This is a genomic window from Rhizobium sp. WSM1274 (assembly GCF_025200775.1).
GTDB lineage: Bacteria > Pseudomonadota > Alphaproteobacteria > Rhizobiales > Rhizobiaceae > Rhizobium > Rhizobium leguminosarum_I.
Window position 1 is genome coordinate 4,291,273 of sequence record NZ_CP104138.1, and the last position, 13,445, is coordinate 4,304,717.

At 59.6% G+C, this 13,445-nt stretch carries 16 protein-coding genes; 6 read left to right on the forward strand and 10 right to left on the reverse strand.

Annotated features, from left to right (window positions below):
* Window positions 1-93: 93 nt before the first annotated feature.
* A complete protein-coding gene (locus tag N2600_RS21235; protein ID WP_222248967.1) occupies window positions 94-525 on the forward strand; it encodes a hypothetical protein in 432 nt (143 codons plus the stop codon).
* A gap of 63 nt (window positions 526-588) precedes the next feature.
* Here N2600_RS21235 and N2600_RS21240 read toward each other — a convergent pair whose 3' ends face one another.
* Window positions 589-1,230 (reverse strand): LysE family translocator, encoded by a 642-nt coding sequence (locus tag N2600_RS21240; RefSeq protein WP_222384427.1) that lies wholly within the window; start codon window positions 1,228-1,230, stop codon window positions 589-591.
* A 437-nt stretch (window positions 1,231-1,667) separates the two neighbouring features.
* On the opposite strand from N2600_RS21240, the gene N2600_RS21245 reads away from it, so the two are divergent.
* Window positions 1,668-2,465, forward strand: a complete 798-nt coding sequence (locus N2600_RS21245) for a hypothetical protein (RefSeq protein WP_260297327.1) — start codon at window positions 1,668-1,670, stop codon at window positions 2,463-2,465.
* A gap of 223 nt (window positions 2,466-2,688) precedes the next feature.
* Here N2600_RS21245 and N2600_RS21250 read toward each other — a convergent pair whose 3' ends face one another.
* On the reverse strand, window positions 2,689-3,912 hold the full coding sequence (locus N2600_RS21250) for an argininosuccinate synthase (protein ID WP_222384425.1): 1,224 nt from the start codon (window positions 3,910-3,912) through the stop codon (window positions 2,689-2,691).
* Window positions 3,913-4,089: 177 nt separating this feature from the next.
* Here N2600_RS21250 and N2600_RS21255 point away from each other — a divergent pair, with 177 nt between their 5' ends.
* Window positions 4,090-4,941 carry an SDR family NAD(P)-dependent oxidoreductase gene (locus N2600_RS21255; protein ID WP_222384424.1) on the forward strand — a complete coding sequence of 284 codons (852 nt, stop codon included), beginning with the start codon at window positions 4,090-4,092 and terminating at the stop codon, window positions 4,939-4,941.
* Between the two features lie 189 nt (window positions 4,942-5,130).
* Window positions 5,131-5,772 (forward strand): LysE family translocator, encoded by a 642-nt coding sequence (locus N2600_RS21260; RefSeq protein WP_222384423.1) that lies wholly within the window; start codon window positions 5,131-5,133, stop codon window positions 5,770-5,772.
* A gap of 74 nt (window positions 5,773-5,846) precedes the next feature.
* On the opposite strand, the gene N2600_RS21265 is transcribed toward N2600_RS21260, so the two are convergent.
* From N2600_RS21265 to N2600_RS21285, 5 genes are all read right to left on the reverse strand, one after another.
* The gene (locus N2600_RS21265; protein WP_162116886.1) at window positions 5,847-6,641 is read right to left on the reverse strand and encodes an ABC transporter ATP-binding protein; all 795 of its coding nucleotides are present in this window, start codon (window positions 6,639-6,641) and stop codon (window positions 5,847-5,849) included.
* Window positions 6,638-7,516: an ABC transporter permease gene (locus N2600_RS21270; protein ID WP_017966209.1), complete on the reverse strand. Its 879-nt coding sequence runs from the start codon at window positions 7,514-7,516 to the stop codon at window positions 6,638-6,640. Before N2600_RS21270 ends, N2600_RS21265 begins: the two co-directional genes overlap by 4 nt.
* A gap of 122 nt (window positions 7,517-7,638) precedes the next feature.
* Complete coding sequence (locus N2600_RS21275; protein ID WP_222384422.1) at window positions 7,639-8,592, reverse strand: ABC transporter substrate-binding protein; 954 nt, start codon at window positions 8,590-8,592, stop codon at window positions 7,639-7,641.
* A gap of 93 nt (window positions 8,593-8,685) precedes the next feature.
* On the reverse strand, window positions 8,686-9,912 hold the full coding sequence (rlmN, locus tag N2600_RS21280) for a 23S rRNA (adenine(2503)-C(2))-methyltransferase RlmN (protein ID WP_017966207.1): 1,227 nt from the start codon (window positions 9,910-9,912) through the stop codon (window positions 8,686-8,688).
* A 250-nt stretch (window positions 9,913-10,162) separates the two neighbouring features.
* Window positions 10,163-10,672: an invasion associated locus B family protein gene (locus tag N2600_RS21285; protein ID WP_017966206.1), complete on the reverse strand. Its 510-nt coding sequence runs from the start codon at window positions 10,670-10,672 to the stop codon at window positions 10,163-10,165.
* A gap of 336 nt (window positions 10,673-11,008) precedes the next feature.
* On the opposite strand from N2600_RS21285, the gene N2600_RS21290 reads away from it, so the two are divergent.
* Window positions 11,009-11,569, forward strand: a complete 561-nt coding sequence (locus tag N2600_RS21290) for a sigma-70 family RNA polymerase sigma factor (protein ID WP_017966205.1) — start codon at window positions 11,009-11,011, stop codon at window positions 11,567-11,569.
* 34 nt (window positions 11,570-11,603) lie between these two features.
* On the opposite strand, the gene N2600_RS21295 is transcribed toward N2600_RS21290, so the two are convergent.
* Entirely contained in the window at window positions 11,604-11,996 is a 393-nt protein-coding gene (locus tag N2600_RS21295) for a YkvA family protein (RefSeq protein WP_018072065.1), read from the reverse strand.
* A gap of 108 nt (window positions 11,997-12,104) precedes the next feature.
* Window positions 12,105-12,410, reverse strand: coding sequence for a 4a-hydroxytetrahydrobiopterin dehydratase (locus tag N2600_RS21300; RefSeq protein ID WP_170260901.1), 306 nt, complete (start codon window positions 12,408-12,410; stop codon window positions 12,105-12,107).
* A 32-nt stretch (window positions 12,411-12,442) separates the two neighbouring features.
* Here N2600_RS21300 and N2600_RS21305 point away from each other — a divergent pair, with 32 nt between their 5' ends.
* On the forward strand, window positions 12,443-12,943 hold the full coding sequence (locus N2600_RS21305) for a low molecular weight protein-tyrosine-phosphatase (protein WP_080635703.1): 501 nt from the start codon (window positions 12,443-12,445) through the stop codon (window positions 12,941-12,943).
* Here the strand turns inward: N2600_RS21305 and thpR are convergent.
* Window positions 12,850-13,443, reverse strand: a complete 594-nt coding sequence (gene thpR, locus N2600_RS21310) for an RNA 2',3'-cyclic phosphodiesterase (protein WP_026154359.1) — start codon at window positions 13,441-13,443, stop codon at window positions 12,850-12,852. The two genes, N2600_RS21305 and thpR, sit on opposite strands and share 94 nt — an antisense overlap.
* Window positions 13,444-13,445 lie beyond the last annotated feature (2 nt).

The following is a 13,445-nucleotide window of genomic DNA, read 5'->3' on the forward strand; positions in this document are numbered from 1 at the left end:
TGATACGTGAAAATTAACCAATCGTTAACGATTGACGCGAATCAGGCGCAGGCGCTAGTTTCCTGATGTTCTTCTTGTAAGGGGACATGCGTCATGGAAATTTTTTCTGTGCGGTCTTCTCAGAGTTTGCTTTTTAAAAACAATCCCAATAACGCAAAAAGTTCGAAGACCTCTGATATTGAAATCGAGACCAGAGCTCCCGCCCCGGCCTCGTTCCAGATCGAAGACGATGTTGGCGAAGGCCCGGATTTCACCGCGGTCAGCGCGGGAGAACTGCGCAATTATGCACGCCAGAGTTTCGACAGCGGCCTGATCGATCAGAACACCTACGCCGCGATCTCCGAACCGCTGCCAATGCATGCGATCGATCCGCTCGGCAACATCGTCGATCTCTCCAGCGTCACCGACGGCACCAGCTTCAATTTCCTCGATTATTACAAGAACCAGCTGCAGGTCGCCATGTCGATCGGCGATTCTGACGAGGTCCAGACGCTGAACTCGATCGTCAGCTTCCTGGACGGCTGATCGGCGTGACGCCGAAAAGTATGATGTGAGGAGCGAAGCTGAAAGATCGCGACGCGCTCTAGGTCAGGCTTTGCGCCAGCCGAGCAGGCCGGGCGTTGCGTGCCAGAGCGCCTGGGCGGCAAATCCCATGAAGAGCACGCCGGAGCAGCGCACGATCAGCCGCTCATGGGCGCGATAGAAGCGCCGCACCGTACCGGCGCCGATGATGCCGATCAGGATGATGTCGGCCGTCACGAAACCGACGAACGACACGCCGAGAAGCACCGGCAACGCCTCGAAATCGATCGCTCCGGCCGAGCCTGCTACGAGTGCGGTGAACGTGGCGAGCGCCACCGGATAACCCTTCGGATTGGTGACGCCGAAGATCAGACCGCGGCGAAACGGCCGCTCGACCACAACAAGCGCCTGCCCCTCCGTTTTCGGCTTGGCATTGACGGCGCTCCAGCCGATCCAGGCGAGGTAGAAGCCGCAGGCAAGGCCGAGCAGGTCGAAGACGAAGGTTCCGATCGTCTTTGCGCCGACGATCGCGATCAGCGCCAACGATGACCAGATGAGATCCCCAACCAGATGCCCCATCATGAAGAAGGCGCCGGCCTTGCGCCCCTGCCCGGCGCCGATGCCGAGCAGCTGCAGGAAGGCGGGTCCCGGAATGAGCACGTAGAAGAGCGCCGCCAGAAAGGCGCCGAAGAGCAAAGACTGCGTCATGGAAATGCTCCGGAGGATGATGACGGCAGACTAAGCGATCACGGGCGTTCGTCAAGTATGGTTACCGGTCCCCAAAAGCGGGATTAGGTGACAAATGCTACCGGCGGCAGCTTTCGGCCCCAAGTGAACATTGGGCACATTACCATGATGATCGCGGGTCGGCAGCTTCCGTCCACCGCCTCAATGGACTGGCTTAAGCAACAACTTCATATGTATGCCAAGTCGAGCGCAAACCTCTCGCGAAGGCTGACAATTTTAAGGTGCATCTTTAGCGAAAATAATATTCAGCATTGGTAGATTGAACTGACTATCGGCTTTGAAAATCGACCCATGCGGTTCCCTGAGTCAATACTTGTACTTTTGGTAAGCACCAGACGACAAGACTTCTGGCCGTCCCCACGGTCTTGCGTCTGGAACCCCCATTAGAGGAAAACGTGATGGACAGAGCAGAGGCCGAAAGGACTTTGAGGCGGTTGGCCGAGTTGAAGAAACATCAAAAACCTTATGAGCCTGTGCTGCGATATCGGCCCACGGATAGCGAACAGCCGAATTATAAGGACCTCTCAAATACAGAGATAACAGCTTTCGAGAGCGCCGTAGAAATCATGTTGTCTGCGGGCCAAAATTATCTCGGGACAACCTTCGATCATCTGAGGTTTGACGGTTGGCGGGAGGCTAACGACTTAGGTCTCTTTGACAGGATAGAGATTACCAGAGCGGTCCATCGCTTCAATTTGGGTTTCTATGAACGTGATATTCCTGGTCATGATCCCGAAACCCGATTGAGACGTTTTCGGCACATCAGGTCGACTTATGGACCATGGGCCGATCGTCCAAGCGTTCAGAACCTACATCTTATCTCAAAGGTATACACACACCCGAATGCGAGTGGTGCGCTTATCCAGATCGCGGGCGGCGAGCGTGAAGTTTACGGAGCAGCATCTGTGGCCATTTTTCTAGAGAGCCGATACCAGTCGGCAGCTTTGATCGGGCTTCAATGCGAGTTCATCAAACGCCGGTTCAATGAGCCCGATGCTCATCAATCAACTCGTTACAATGTTGATCGGGGTGGAAAGGAGATTTCGGGCTCGATACGGAGACACGGCAGGGACACATTCGATGACTATGATTTCGAGGCAAGGATCGGTGATGTTGTTCCACATGGCCTCGATATTATAAAGGAACGATTTTTTCCCGTGTTTGCGGAGATGCGAAACTTCCAGCGCTCCATTTGAGAGGGCCAAGCTTCCTACTCAAAAATGTAGGATTGCGGTCGGCGAAGCTTTGAAGAACTCACCCCATCGCCCAACAGTGGGCAGCCACGATATCCGCTGTTGGTGCAGTCCGGTCATCTAGAATGCTCTGAGAGGTTGGTGGCATTTGCTGCCGTGTTCCGTGAAAAAGCCCGCACAGCAAAATTGCCGGCGGGCTGATATCCGGTTCGAAGGCGAACCGTGATTATTTCGCGAGGTTGCGCTTGGCGAGCGTGCGCAGGCGGAGCGCATTGAGCTTGATGAAGCCGGCCGCATCCTTCTGGTCGTAGGCGCCCTGATCGTCCTCGAAAGTGACGAGCTTGTCGGAATAGAGCGACTTATCGCTTTCGCGGCCGATGACCATGACATTGCCCTTGTAGAGCTTCAGCGTCACTTCGCCTTCGACATGCTCCTGGCTCTTGTCGATCAGCGCCTGCAGCATCTCGCGCTCCGGCGAGAACCAGAAGCCGTAATAGATCAGCTCGGCATAACGCGGCATGATGTCGTCCTTGAGATGGGCAGCACCCCGGTCGAGCGTGATCGATTCGATGGCGCGGTGCGCCGTAAGCAAGATGGTGCCGCCTGGTGTCTCATAGACGCCGCGCGACTTCATGCCGACAAAGCGGTTCTCGACGAGGTCGAGACGGCCGATGCCGTTGTCACGGCCGTAATTGTTGAGCGCAGCCAGCAGCGTCGCCGGGCTCATGCGCACGCCATTGATCGAAACCGCGTCCCCCCTCTCGAAGCCGACCTTGATGGTCGTCGCCTTGTCGGGTGCCGCCTCCGGCGAAATGGTGCGCATATGCACATATTCAGGCGCCTCCTTGGAGGGGTCCTCGAGAACCTTGCCCTCGGAAGAGGAATGCAGAAGGTTGGCGTCGACGGAGAACGGCGCCTCGCCCATCTTGTCCTTGGCAACCGGGATCTGATGCTGCTCGGCAAAGGCCAGCAGATCGGTGCGGCTCTTGAACGACCAGTCGCGCCACGGCGCGATGATCTTGATATCGGGGTTCAGGGCATAGGCGGAGAGTTCGAAACGGACCTGGTCGTTGCCCTTGCCGGTCGCGCCGTGGGCGATCGCATCGGCGCCGGTCTTCTTGGCGATATCGATCAGATGCTTGGAAATCAACGGACGGGCGATCGAGGTGCCAAGCAGGTAGACGCCCTCATAGACCGCATTGGCGCGGAACATCGGGAAGACGAAATCGCGCACGAATTCCTCGCGCACATCCTCGATGTAGATCTCCTTGATGCCGAGCATCTCGGCCTTCTTGCGCGCCGGCTCCAGCTCTTCGCCCTGGCCGAGATCGGCGGTGAAGGTGACGACTTCGGCGCCGAGCTCCGTCTGCAGCCACTTCAGGATGATCGAGGTGTCGAGGCCGCCGGAATAGGCGAGAACGACTTTCTTCACGTCTTTGTACGATGCCATGATGATGAGGTCCGTTGCATAAAAGGCCCGGCAAAACCCGGTGTCGCGGCACTTTTAGCGAGATTGGCGCGTGACGCAAGGGCAACTGCGACGCTGATGGTGCCGATAGCGTTTGACAGGGCGAAAGCGGAGCCCATATTCGCCAGCGTCCGCAAATGCTCGAGGAGAGGTTGCCCCGTGACGAATATTCAAGACATTTTCAGAAAATCCAATGTTGCCGTCATCACCGGCGGCGCCTCCGGCATCGGTCTTGCCGCGGCGAAATATTTCGCCGGACGTGGCATGAGCGTCGCCATCGCCGATCTTGGCGGCGATCGGCTGGCCGACGCCGCAAATGAACTCAAGGCCATTGCCGGCGAGGAAAATGTGATGGCGGTCGAAACCGACGTCGCCAGCAGAGATTCGCTGGAAGCTCTCGAGCGCGCCGTGCTCCAGCGCTTCGGCCGTGTGCACGTGTTGATGAACAATGCCGGCATCGGCCCGGAAACCTCGATCTTCAGCCCACAGGCGAACTGGGACAATATCTTCGCCGTGAACCTGATGGGCGTGATCAACGGCACGCGCACCTTCGGCCCGAAGATGCTGTCGCACGGCGAGCCGGGCCTGATCATCAACACCGGCTCCAAGCAGGGCATCACCACGCCACCCGGCAACCCCGCCTACAACATCTCCAAGGCTGGTGTGAAAGTCTTCACCGAAGCGCTGCAGCATGAGCTTCGCAACACCGAAGGCGGAAAGATCTCCGCCCATCTTCTGATCCCGGGCTTCGTCTTCACCGGCCTCACCAAGGGCGACCGCGCGGAAAAACCGGCCGCTGCCTGGACGCCGGAACAAACCATCGATTTCATGGTCGAAAGCCTCGAACGCGGCGATTTCTATATTCTCTGCCCCGACAATGATGTGGCGCGTCCGGTCGACGAACGCCGGATGGCCTGGGCGGCCGGCGACATCATTGAGAACCGTCCGCCGCTGTCACGCTGGCACAAGGACTACGCCGACAAGTTCAAGGCCTTCCTCGAACAGAAGTAATAGGCCCCATCACAAGGTTTGATTGGTAATTTTCTGAAAGCTGGTTAAGAGGTCCCTAAAGCGCGTCGCGGTCTTTCGGAATCGCTCCTCGCGCTTTAGGTCTTTGTTTTTACGCATGTCGTTGTCGCAAAACCGCTACACACTTTTGCGCAACATGCTTTAGATCCTTTCCGGCTTTCAGAGTGTGTCATGGATTTTCTGCCCAGCCTGCCGACCCTTCTGGCCTTTGCCGCCGCGACGCTGCTGCTCGCGGCGACCCCAGGCCCCGATATGACGCTGTCGATCAGCCGCGCGCTCGCCCAGGGCAAGAAGGCGGCTCTCTTCGTTGTCGTCGGCACCAGCCTCGGCATCGTCGTCCATACCATGCTGGTCGCTTTCGGAATTTCGGCGCTGATCACCGCATCGCCGACCGCCTTCCTGATCCTGAAGACCGGCGGTGCCGCCTATCTGCTCTGGCTGGCGGTGCAGGCGGTCCGCTTCGGCTCGAAGCTCATCGTCGCCAAGGTCGAGGAGCAGAAGGGCACGCCACTTTCGAACATTTCGTCAGGCTTCTGGGTCAATCTTCTGAACCCCAAGGTCATCATCTTCTTCATGACCTTCCTGCCGCAATTCGTCAGCGCCGGCGATCCAGCCGTCACCCAAAAGCTGCTCTTTCTCGGCTTTTGCTTCATCCTGATCGGCATGCCGATCAACGCCGGCATCGTCTTTGCCGCCGACTGGCTGGCCTCCTGGCTGCAGAACAACAAGAAGGTGCTGCGCGGCATGGACTACACCTTCGCCGGCGTCTTCTCGGTCTTCGCCGCGAAGATCCTGCTCACCCAGGCACGTTGATCGGCCGATCAGCACGCGGCCGGTCTAACCGATCAGCACGCTGTCGGCATCAGCCGATCAGCGCGCTGTCGGCGTTAGCCGATCAGCAGGGCGTCGTCATCCAGCGTCTGGCCGCGCATCTTGCGGAACATGGCGATCAGATCTTCAACCTGCAGGTTCTTTCTGTTGTCTCCTGCCACGTCGAGAACGATTTCGCCGCCGTGCAGCATGATCGTGCGATGGCCGTAATCCAGCGCCTGGCGCATGGAATGTGTCACCATCATCGTCGTCAGCTTGCGCTCGGTAACGATCTTCTGCGTGAGGTTCATCACGAACTCCGCCATGCCCGGGTCGAGTGCCGCCGTATGTTCGTCGAGCAGCAGCACTTCCGAGCCCGCCAGCGTCGCCATGACGAGCGAAACAGCTTGCCGCTGCCCACCGGACAACAAGTCCATGCGGTCCTTCAGCCGGTTTTCCAGGCCGAGATTGAGTTCGGCAATCCGCTCGCGGAAATAGTCGCGCCTGATACCACCGAGCGCCGGCGCAAGCCCGCGCTTCTCGCCGCGACGGGCAGCCAACGCGAGATTTTCCTCGATCGACAATGCGCCGCAGCTTCCCGTCAATGGATCCTGGAATACGCGCGCGACCAGACCGGCGCGGGCCGCCGTCGACCTGCGCGTCACCTCGTTCTTGCCGATCAGCACCTGCCCTTCGCTCGGCAGCACGTCACCGGCGAGCACGCCGAGCAGCGTCGATTTGCCGGCGCCGTTGGAGCCGATGACGGTGACGAAAGAGCCTTGCTCTATGGTCAGGCTGACGCCGTTCAGCGCCTGCTTCTGCAGCGGCGTGCCGCGTCCAAAAACGACCTTGATGTCCTTGACACTGATCACGATGCGGCACCTCGACGAAGTCGGGGAAGAATGAGCGCAAAGGTCACCAGCATCGCCGTGACGAAATTCAGGTCGGACGCCTGAAGGCCGATGACGTCGCTCGAAAGCGCCAGCTGGATCGCGATGCGATAGAGGATCGAGCCGAGCACGCAGCCGATCAACGCGATCAGCAGACCGCGGCGCCCAAGCAGCGTCTCGCCGATGATGACGGCAGCCAGACCGACGACGATCGTGCCGACGCCCGAGGTGACGTCGGCAAAGCCGTTGGTCTGGGCAAACAGCGCGCCGCCGAGCGCCACCAGCGCATTCGAGATCGCCATGCCGAGATAGATCTGCCGGCTGGTATCGACGCCCTGGGCCCGCGCCATCCTTGCATTGGCGCCGGTCGCCCGCATTGCCAGCCCCGCATCGCTTTCCAGGAAACGCCAGACCAGGATGAGCGCGATGACCACCAGAACACCGACGAAGAGCGGCCGCACGTAGAAATCGCGAAGGCCGTGGCCGAAGAACGGGCTGATCATCGTGTCGGCATTGATGAGGGCGACATTGGGTTTGCCCATCACGCGCAGATTGACGGAAAACAGCGCGATCATCGTCAGGATCGAGGCGAGCAGGTTGAGGATCTTGAAGCGCACGTTGAGCAGCGCCGTCACCATGCCCGCAGCGGCACCGGCCGCCATGGCGATCAGAGCCGCAAGCCAGGCATTGACGCCGGCAATGATCAGTACGGCCGTCACCGCCGCGCCAAGCGGAAAGGAGCCATCGACCGTCAGGTCGGGAAAATCCAGAACTCGAAAGGCGAGATAGACCCCGAGAGCGACGAAAGAATAAACCAGGCCGAGCTCGACGGCCCCCCAGAATGCGATTTGGCTCAAGGCTTTCAGCCCCTTTTTATGTCCGTTCCGCCCGTCGCGAAACCGCAGCGTTTTAATACGAAGAGCCGCCCCCGTGCAAACGGGAGCGGCTGTATCCAACTAAACGTCGAAGTAACGGCCGATTATTCAATGACCTTATTGGCGCGGGAAAGCACGCTTTGCGGCAGCGTGACGCCCATCTTCGCGGCCGCCGCCTTGTTGACGACGAGGTCGCTGCCGGCGGCGGTCTTGACCGCGATGTCGCCCGGGTTCTCGCCCTTCAGCACGCGCACGACGATCTCGCCGGTCTGCTTGCCGACATCATAATAGTTGAAGCCGAGAGCGGCGATCGAGCCGCGCGAAACCGAATCCGTATCGGCGGTAAAGAGCGGCAGCTTGCTCTCCTCGGCAACGGCGACAGCACCTTCAAGCGCGGAGATGATCGTGTTGTCGGTCGGAATGTAGATCACATCGGCGCGGCCGACGAGCGCACGCGCCGCACCCTGGACCTCGGCCGATTTGGTGGCGGCCGATTCGACCACCTTGAGGCCAGCCTTTTCGGCTTCAGCCTTCAGCACGGCGAGCAGCGAAACGGAATTCGCCTCGCCGGAATTGTAGAGATAGCCGATGGTTTTCACATCAGGCAGGATTTCCTTGATCAGCGCTATGTGCTCGGCGACCGGCGACATGTCGGAGAGGCCGGTGACATTGCTGCCGGGCTTGTCCATGTTCTTGACGAGCTGGGCGCCGAGCGGATCGGACACGGCCGTGAAGACGACAGGAATGTCACGTGTCGAGGAAACGACGGCCTGGGCCGAGGGCGTTGAAATCGGCACGATGACATTGGGCTCGTCGCCGGCGAACTGGCGGGCGATCTGGGCTGCCGTCGCCGGGTTGCCCTGCGCCGACTCGAACACGAATTTCAGGTTCTCGCCTTCCTTGTAGCCGGCGGCCGTCAGCGCATCGAGAACGCCCTTGCGCGCCGCATCGAGCGCCGGATGTTCGACGATCGCCGTCACGGCGACGGTGACGTCATCGGCCTTTGCGGGCAGGGAAAGGGCCAAACTGGCGGCAAGAGCGAGCAAAATCGGGCGCATGGGGATCCTCCTGAATGATTTTGGGGGCACTTTTAGGAAAAGCGCCCCCTGAAATCAATCGCGGAGAATTGTAGCGAGGATCAAACTTGCTGATCAGTCGTCGGCGCCGTGATTGGCGATCATCATCGCCTCGAAGGCCAGACGTTCGGTCTTGCGCATGCGTTCGGATTCCGATTTCAGCTGGCCGCAGGCTGCAAGAATGTCGCGGCCGCGCGGCGTGCGGATCGGCGAAGCATAGCCTGCCGAATTGATGAAGTCGGCGAACTTCTCGATCTGCTCCCAGTCGGAACACTGATAATTGGTGCCGGGCCAGGGATTGAACGGAATGAGGTTGATCTTCGCCGGCACGCCTTTCAACAGCTTGATCAACCCTTTGGCGTCTTCCAGGCTGTCGTTGACATCCTTCAGCATCACATATTCGAAGGTGATACGCCGCGCGTTCGAAAGGCCAGGATAGGTCCGGCAGGCTTCGATCAGCTCTTTCAGCGGGTACTTCTTGTTGATCGGCACCAGAATGTCGCGCAGATCGTCGCGCACCGCATGCAGCGAAATCGCCAGCATGACGCCGATTTCCTCGCCGGTGCGGAAGATCTCCGGCACGACGCCGGAGGTGGACAGCGTCACGCGGCGCCTGGACAGCGACAGGCCGTCACCATCCGTGGCGATCAGCAATGCCTGCTTGACGGCATCGAAGTTATAAAGCGGTTCGCCCATGCCCATCATGACGATGTTGCTGACTTTACGGCCCTCGGCAGGCATGATCGTACCCTGCGGCGCTTCACGGTCCGGGAAATCCCCAAGCCGGTCGCGGGCAAGCAGCAGCTGCGAAAGAATTTCTTCCGCCGTCAGGTTGCGCACCAGACGCTGCGTCCCGGTATGACAGAAGGAACAGGTGAGCGTGCAGCCGACCTGGCTGGAAAGACAGAGCGTGCCGCGGCCCTCTTCCGGAATGTAGACGGCCTCGATCTCGACGGGACGCCCGGCGCCGCGGGCGGGAAAGCGCAGCAGCCATTTGCGCGTGCCGTCGTTGGAAACCTGCTCCTCGACGATCTCGGGACGTTCGATGGTGAAATGCTGCTTCAGCATCTCCCGCATGTCCTTGGCGACATTCGTCATATGGTCGAAATCGGAAACCCCGCGCACATAGATCCAGTTCCAGAGCTGCGAGACGCGCATCTTGATCTGCTTCTCGGCCACACCCTTTTCCCGGAGTGCCGCCGCCATCTCCTCGCGCGACATGCCGATCAACGACGGCTTCTCGAGGCTGGCGGACGTGCGCGCCTGCGGCTTGGTGACAACGATCGCATCCATGACGGACATAGGCATTCATCCCGAATTCAAACATGTGGCTGCTCCTCGCAACCCCGCGGACTTCAGCGATAAGCCGGAAGACCTGCGGGCGCATGACAGCACATCGGCAGAAGTTGAATGGCGGAACGGCGACTGAAATCGCGATCTGTCCGCTGTTGGCGCCGGCTTTAGCATCATTTTGCCCGCGCGTCACCATAGATGGAAATGGCATGGGCCGGCGCAAGGCCGGCCCATGAAACTCTTCGGCCTAGAGGACCGCTTACTTGCAGGTTTCGATCTGCTTCAGCGCAGCCGAAATACCCGAGAGCGAATAGCTGTAGGAGGTGCCGGTGCCCTTGCGCGAAACGGCATTGACCGTCATCGAGTGACCGGTCTTCATCGCGGCGACGAGGGCTGGCTCCTGGGCCGCATTCTCGACCCAGCCGGCCTTGTCCTTGGTGAACATCACGAAGGTCTTGTTGTCGATGACGACGTTGATCTTCGAATTTTCCTTGACCGTGTAGCCCATCATCGCCTGCGGCTCGTAAGAGATGTTCTGGCCCGGGCGCTGAGAGACGATGAAGAAATTGTCGCCGTGGTCGACGCTTGCCGGCTGCTTTGCCGTCGGAACGGACAGCACGTAGCAGACGGTGCTGTTGCCCGACTTGTAGGAGTAGGCGCCCCATGCCTGGAACTGCTGGATGCGGTTCGGCGCGGCCTGCTGCGCTTCCGCAACTCCGGCCATAACAAGGGTGAGTGCGAGAGCGGATACGATACTTTTTACAAACATGGATTCCTGCCGGTTCTTGCGATTCAAGGCCCGAAGCGATCATAGCGGGCGCCGCATAATCACGATCTGCTTTATTTTGACTTAATTCAGGTTACCAAATGGTCAACAATAGCTGCGATTTGTATCTGCCTGTGTCATTTCAGCTCGAGTGTCAATTTTCGCACCTTTGACGGTATCGGCCGCGACATCGTGCCCCGATGGCACTGGCGGTCCGTTCGGCTGAATTTAAGACACAAAGATTCAGGCAAGAGTTTGACGTTTCGCAAATCCGTTGTACCTCATTAAGACTTGGAAATCCGGGACGAAATTATTGCCGCAGGGGGCTGGTGAGGGGATATGGATGCCGAGGAAAGACAGCGTTTCGCTGCCCTCGCCAAGGCCGTCGCGGACGATCGCGACCAGCAGGCCTTTTCCATCCTGTTCGACTATTTCGCCCCTCGCCTGAAGGCCTGGCTGATGCGCCAGAAGATGACATCAGGCGAGGCCGAGGAACTGGTCCAGGAGATCATGATCGTGCTCTGGCACAAGGCAGGACTTTACGATGCCACGCGATCGTCCCTCTCGACCTGGCTTTTCCGCATTGCCCGCAATCGCCGCATCGACATGCGGCGCCGCGCCAATACCCGTATCTTCGACGAGACCGATCCGGCCCTGCAGCCGCCGGGTGATATCGGTGCGGAAGAGATCATCGCTAATGACGATCGCGACGCTAAGATACGCGCGGCCGTCGGTCAATTGCCGGAGGAACAGCGCGACATGCTGCGCGCTGCCTTCTTCCTCGGTCAATCGCATTCGGAGATCGCCGAAGCGACCGGGCTGCCGCTCGGCACGGTGAAGTCACGTATCCGGCTTGCCTTCGGCAAGCTCCGCAAGGTGCTGGAACGCGAAATCGCCTGATGCATGTCGCCCAAAAGTGTGCAGCGGACGCGCTTTAGATCGTCTTCATTGCTTCTTCGGGTCGATCGGCGAGAACGCGGTCGGCCGCTTCGTAGTGGCCCGGGCGGATGTGGCCGCGCACCATGGCGAAGGCGGCCGAGAGCACGGCGATGTCGTCGGAAAAGCCGATGACGGCGAAAACATCCGGGATCATGTCGATCGGCATGACGAAATAGGCGAGTGCTGCAAGCAGCACGCCGCGCACCTTGGTCGGCGTCTGCGGATCGAGCGCGCAATAGAAACCGGCGACGACATCGCGCGAGAAGGGGATCTGCCGCACCGCCCGCCGAAACGTCGGCCAAAATTTCTGCCTGACGGTTTTCTCGCGCCGGCTCTGGGTGTCCTCGTCGCCCGGCAAGAGGATTTCCCCGAATTTGACCTCGTCCATCCCTGCATCCCTTTTGTCCATGCGAACATATGGTGACGGCGCCCAGTCTTTCAATCGACCCCTTTCAATCGACCCCTTTCAATCGCCCCCTTTCAATCGGCCCCCCTTTCAAACGACACGGCGCGCCGCAGCCTTCTCCATGGCTTTGGCGAGCTTGAAATCCAGTTCCGTCAGTCCGCCGGCATCATGCGTGTTCAGCGTCACATCCACCCTGGAATAGACGTTGAACCATTCGGGATGGTGGTTGAGCTTCTCGGCCGCGAGTGCTGCCTGCGTCATGAAGCCGAAAGCCTCGACGAAATTTGCGAACTTGAACGTCTTCGATATCGAAGAACCCGCATCATTGAGCGCCCAGCCCGCAAGCTCGGTCAGTTCAGCCTCGGCCGCCGCCCGTTCCAGTCTTTCCATTTTCATGCCATGATCCTCTCTCTGCCGACAGGTTACCGATGAAACGCATCAGCATCCTCTTCGTTTGCATGGGCAATATATGCCGTTCTCCGCTCGCGGAGGGAATTTTTGGCCATCTTGTCGCCGAGGCGGGGTTGACCGGCGATTTTACGATCGATTCCGCCGGCACTGGCGGCTGGCATGAAGGCGAGCCGCCCGATCGGCGTTCGATCGCCACCGCGAAAAGTCACGGCATCGACATATCGGGGCAGCGCGCTCGCTGCATCAGGGCGAGGGATCTCAGGGATTTCGATCTGATCCTCGCCATGGACCGAGACAACCTGGCGGCGCTCGGCAAGAGCACACCGCCTGGGGCGAATATCCACCTTTTCGGTGATGCCGCGCTGGGAACGGGAGAGGATATCCCCGATCCCTATTATGGCGGCCCTGAAGGTTTCGAGCTGGTCTACACCAGGCTCTTGACCGGCTGCTGCAGGCTGCTCGAAACGCTGGGCGTCGAGCGTGCCTCGTGCAGCGGGAAAACTTCCTCGGTGAGGTAAGGCCCTCCACCGACCGATTCGCGCGACGAAAGCAGCACGAAGCGCGGTGCAGTGAAGGTTGCGGTGTGGAAGTTGCCGCGTCCCGCCAGATATTGCACGACATCGTCGAGCCGCGAGGATTTGAGCCGCGCCAGCGTCACATGCGGCATGAATTTGCGGGGATCGGGCGGCAGACCGATGCGCTGGCAGATGCGCTCGATCTCGCCCTGCAGCGCATGCATTTCAGGCGATGGCGAGACGCCGGCCCAGACCGAATGCGGTTTCTTCGAGCCGAACGAACCGATGCCTTCGAGCCGGAACTGGAATTCCGGCCGGTCGATCCGGTCGAGGCGTTCAACGATTTCATCAGCCGTGCGGCCGTCGACATCACCGATGAAGCGCAGAGTGATGTGGTAATTCTCCACATCGATCCATCGTGCTCCGGGGAGGCCACCGCGCAGCAATGAAAGACTCATCGCCGCATTGCGCGGAATTTCGAGGGCGGTAAACAGTCTCGGCATCA

Bases quoted from the DNA above. Each gene is read 5' to 3' on its own strand.
- N2600_RS21235 (WP_222248967.1), top strand. From the start codon at position 94: ATGGAAATTTTTTCTGTGCGGTCTTCTCAGAGTTTGCTTTTTAAAAAC.
- N2600_RS21240 (WP_222384427.1), bottom strand. From the start codon at position 1,230: ATGACGCAGTCTTTGCTCTTCGGCGCCTTTCTGGCGGCGCTCTTCTAC.
- N2600_RS21245 (WP_260297327.1), top strand. From the start codon at position 1,668: ATGGACAGAGCAGAGGCCGAAAGGACTTTGAGGCGGTTGGCCGAGTTG.
- N2600_RS21250 (WP_222384425.1), bottom strand. From the start codon at position 3,912: ATGGCATCGTACAAAGACGTGAAGAAAGTCGTTCTCGCCTATTCCGGC.
- N2600_RS21260 (WP_222384423.1), top strand. From the start codon at position 5,131: ATGGATTTTCTGCCCAGCCTGCCGACCCTTCTGGCCTTTGCCGCCGCG.
- N2600_RS21275 (WP_222384422.1), bottom strand. From the start codon at position 8,592: ATGCGCCCGATTTTGCTCGCTCTTGCCGCCAGTTTGGCCCTTTCCCTG.
- rlmN (WP_017966207.1), bottom strand. From the start codon at position 9,912: ATGTCCGTCATGGATGCGATCGTTGTCACCAAGCCGCAGGCGCGCACG.
- N2600_RS21285 (WP_017966206.1), bottom strand. From the start codon at position 10,672: ATGTTTGTAAAAAGTATCGTATCCGCTCTCGCACTCACCCTTGTTATG.
- N2600_RS21290 (WP_017966205.1), top strand. From the start codon at position 11,009: ATGGATGCCGAGGAAAGACAGCGTTTCGCTGCCCTCGCCAAGGCCGTC.
- N2600_RS21295 (WP_018072065.1), bottom strand. From the start codon at position 11,996: ATGGACGAGGTCAAATTCGGGGAAATCCTCTTGCCGGGCGACGAGGAC.
- N2600_RS21300 (WP_170260901.1), bottom strand. From the start codon at position 12,410: ATGAAAATGGAAAGACTGGAACGGGCGGCGGCCGAGGCTGAACTGACC.
- N2600_RS21305 (WP_080635703.1), top strand. From the start codon at position 12,443: ATGAAACGCATCAGCATCCTCTTCGTTTGCATGGGCAATATATGCCGT.
- thpR (WP_026154359.1), bottom strand. From the start codon at position 13,443: ATGCCGAGACTGTTTACCGCCCTCGAAATTCCGCGCAATGCGGCGATG.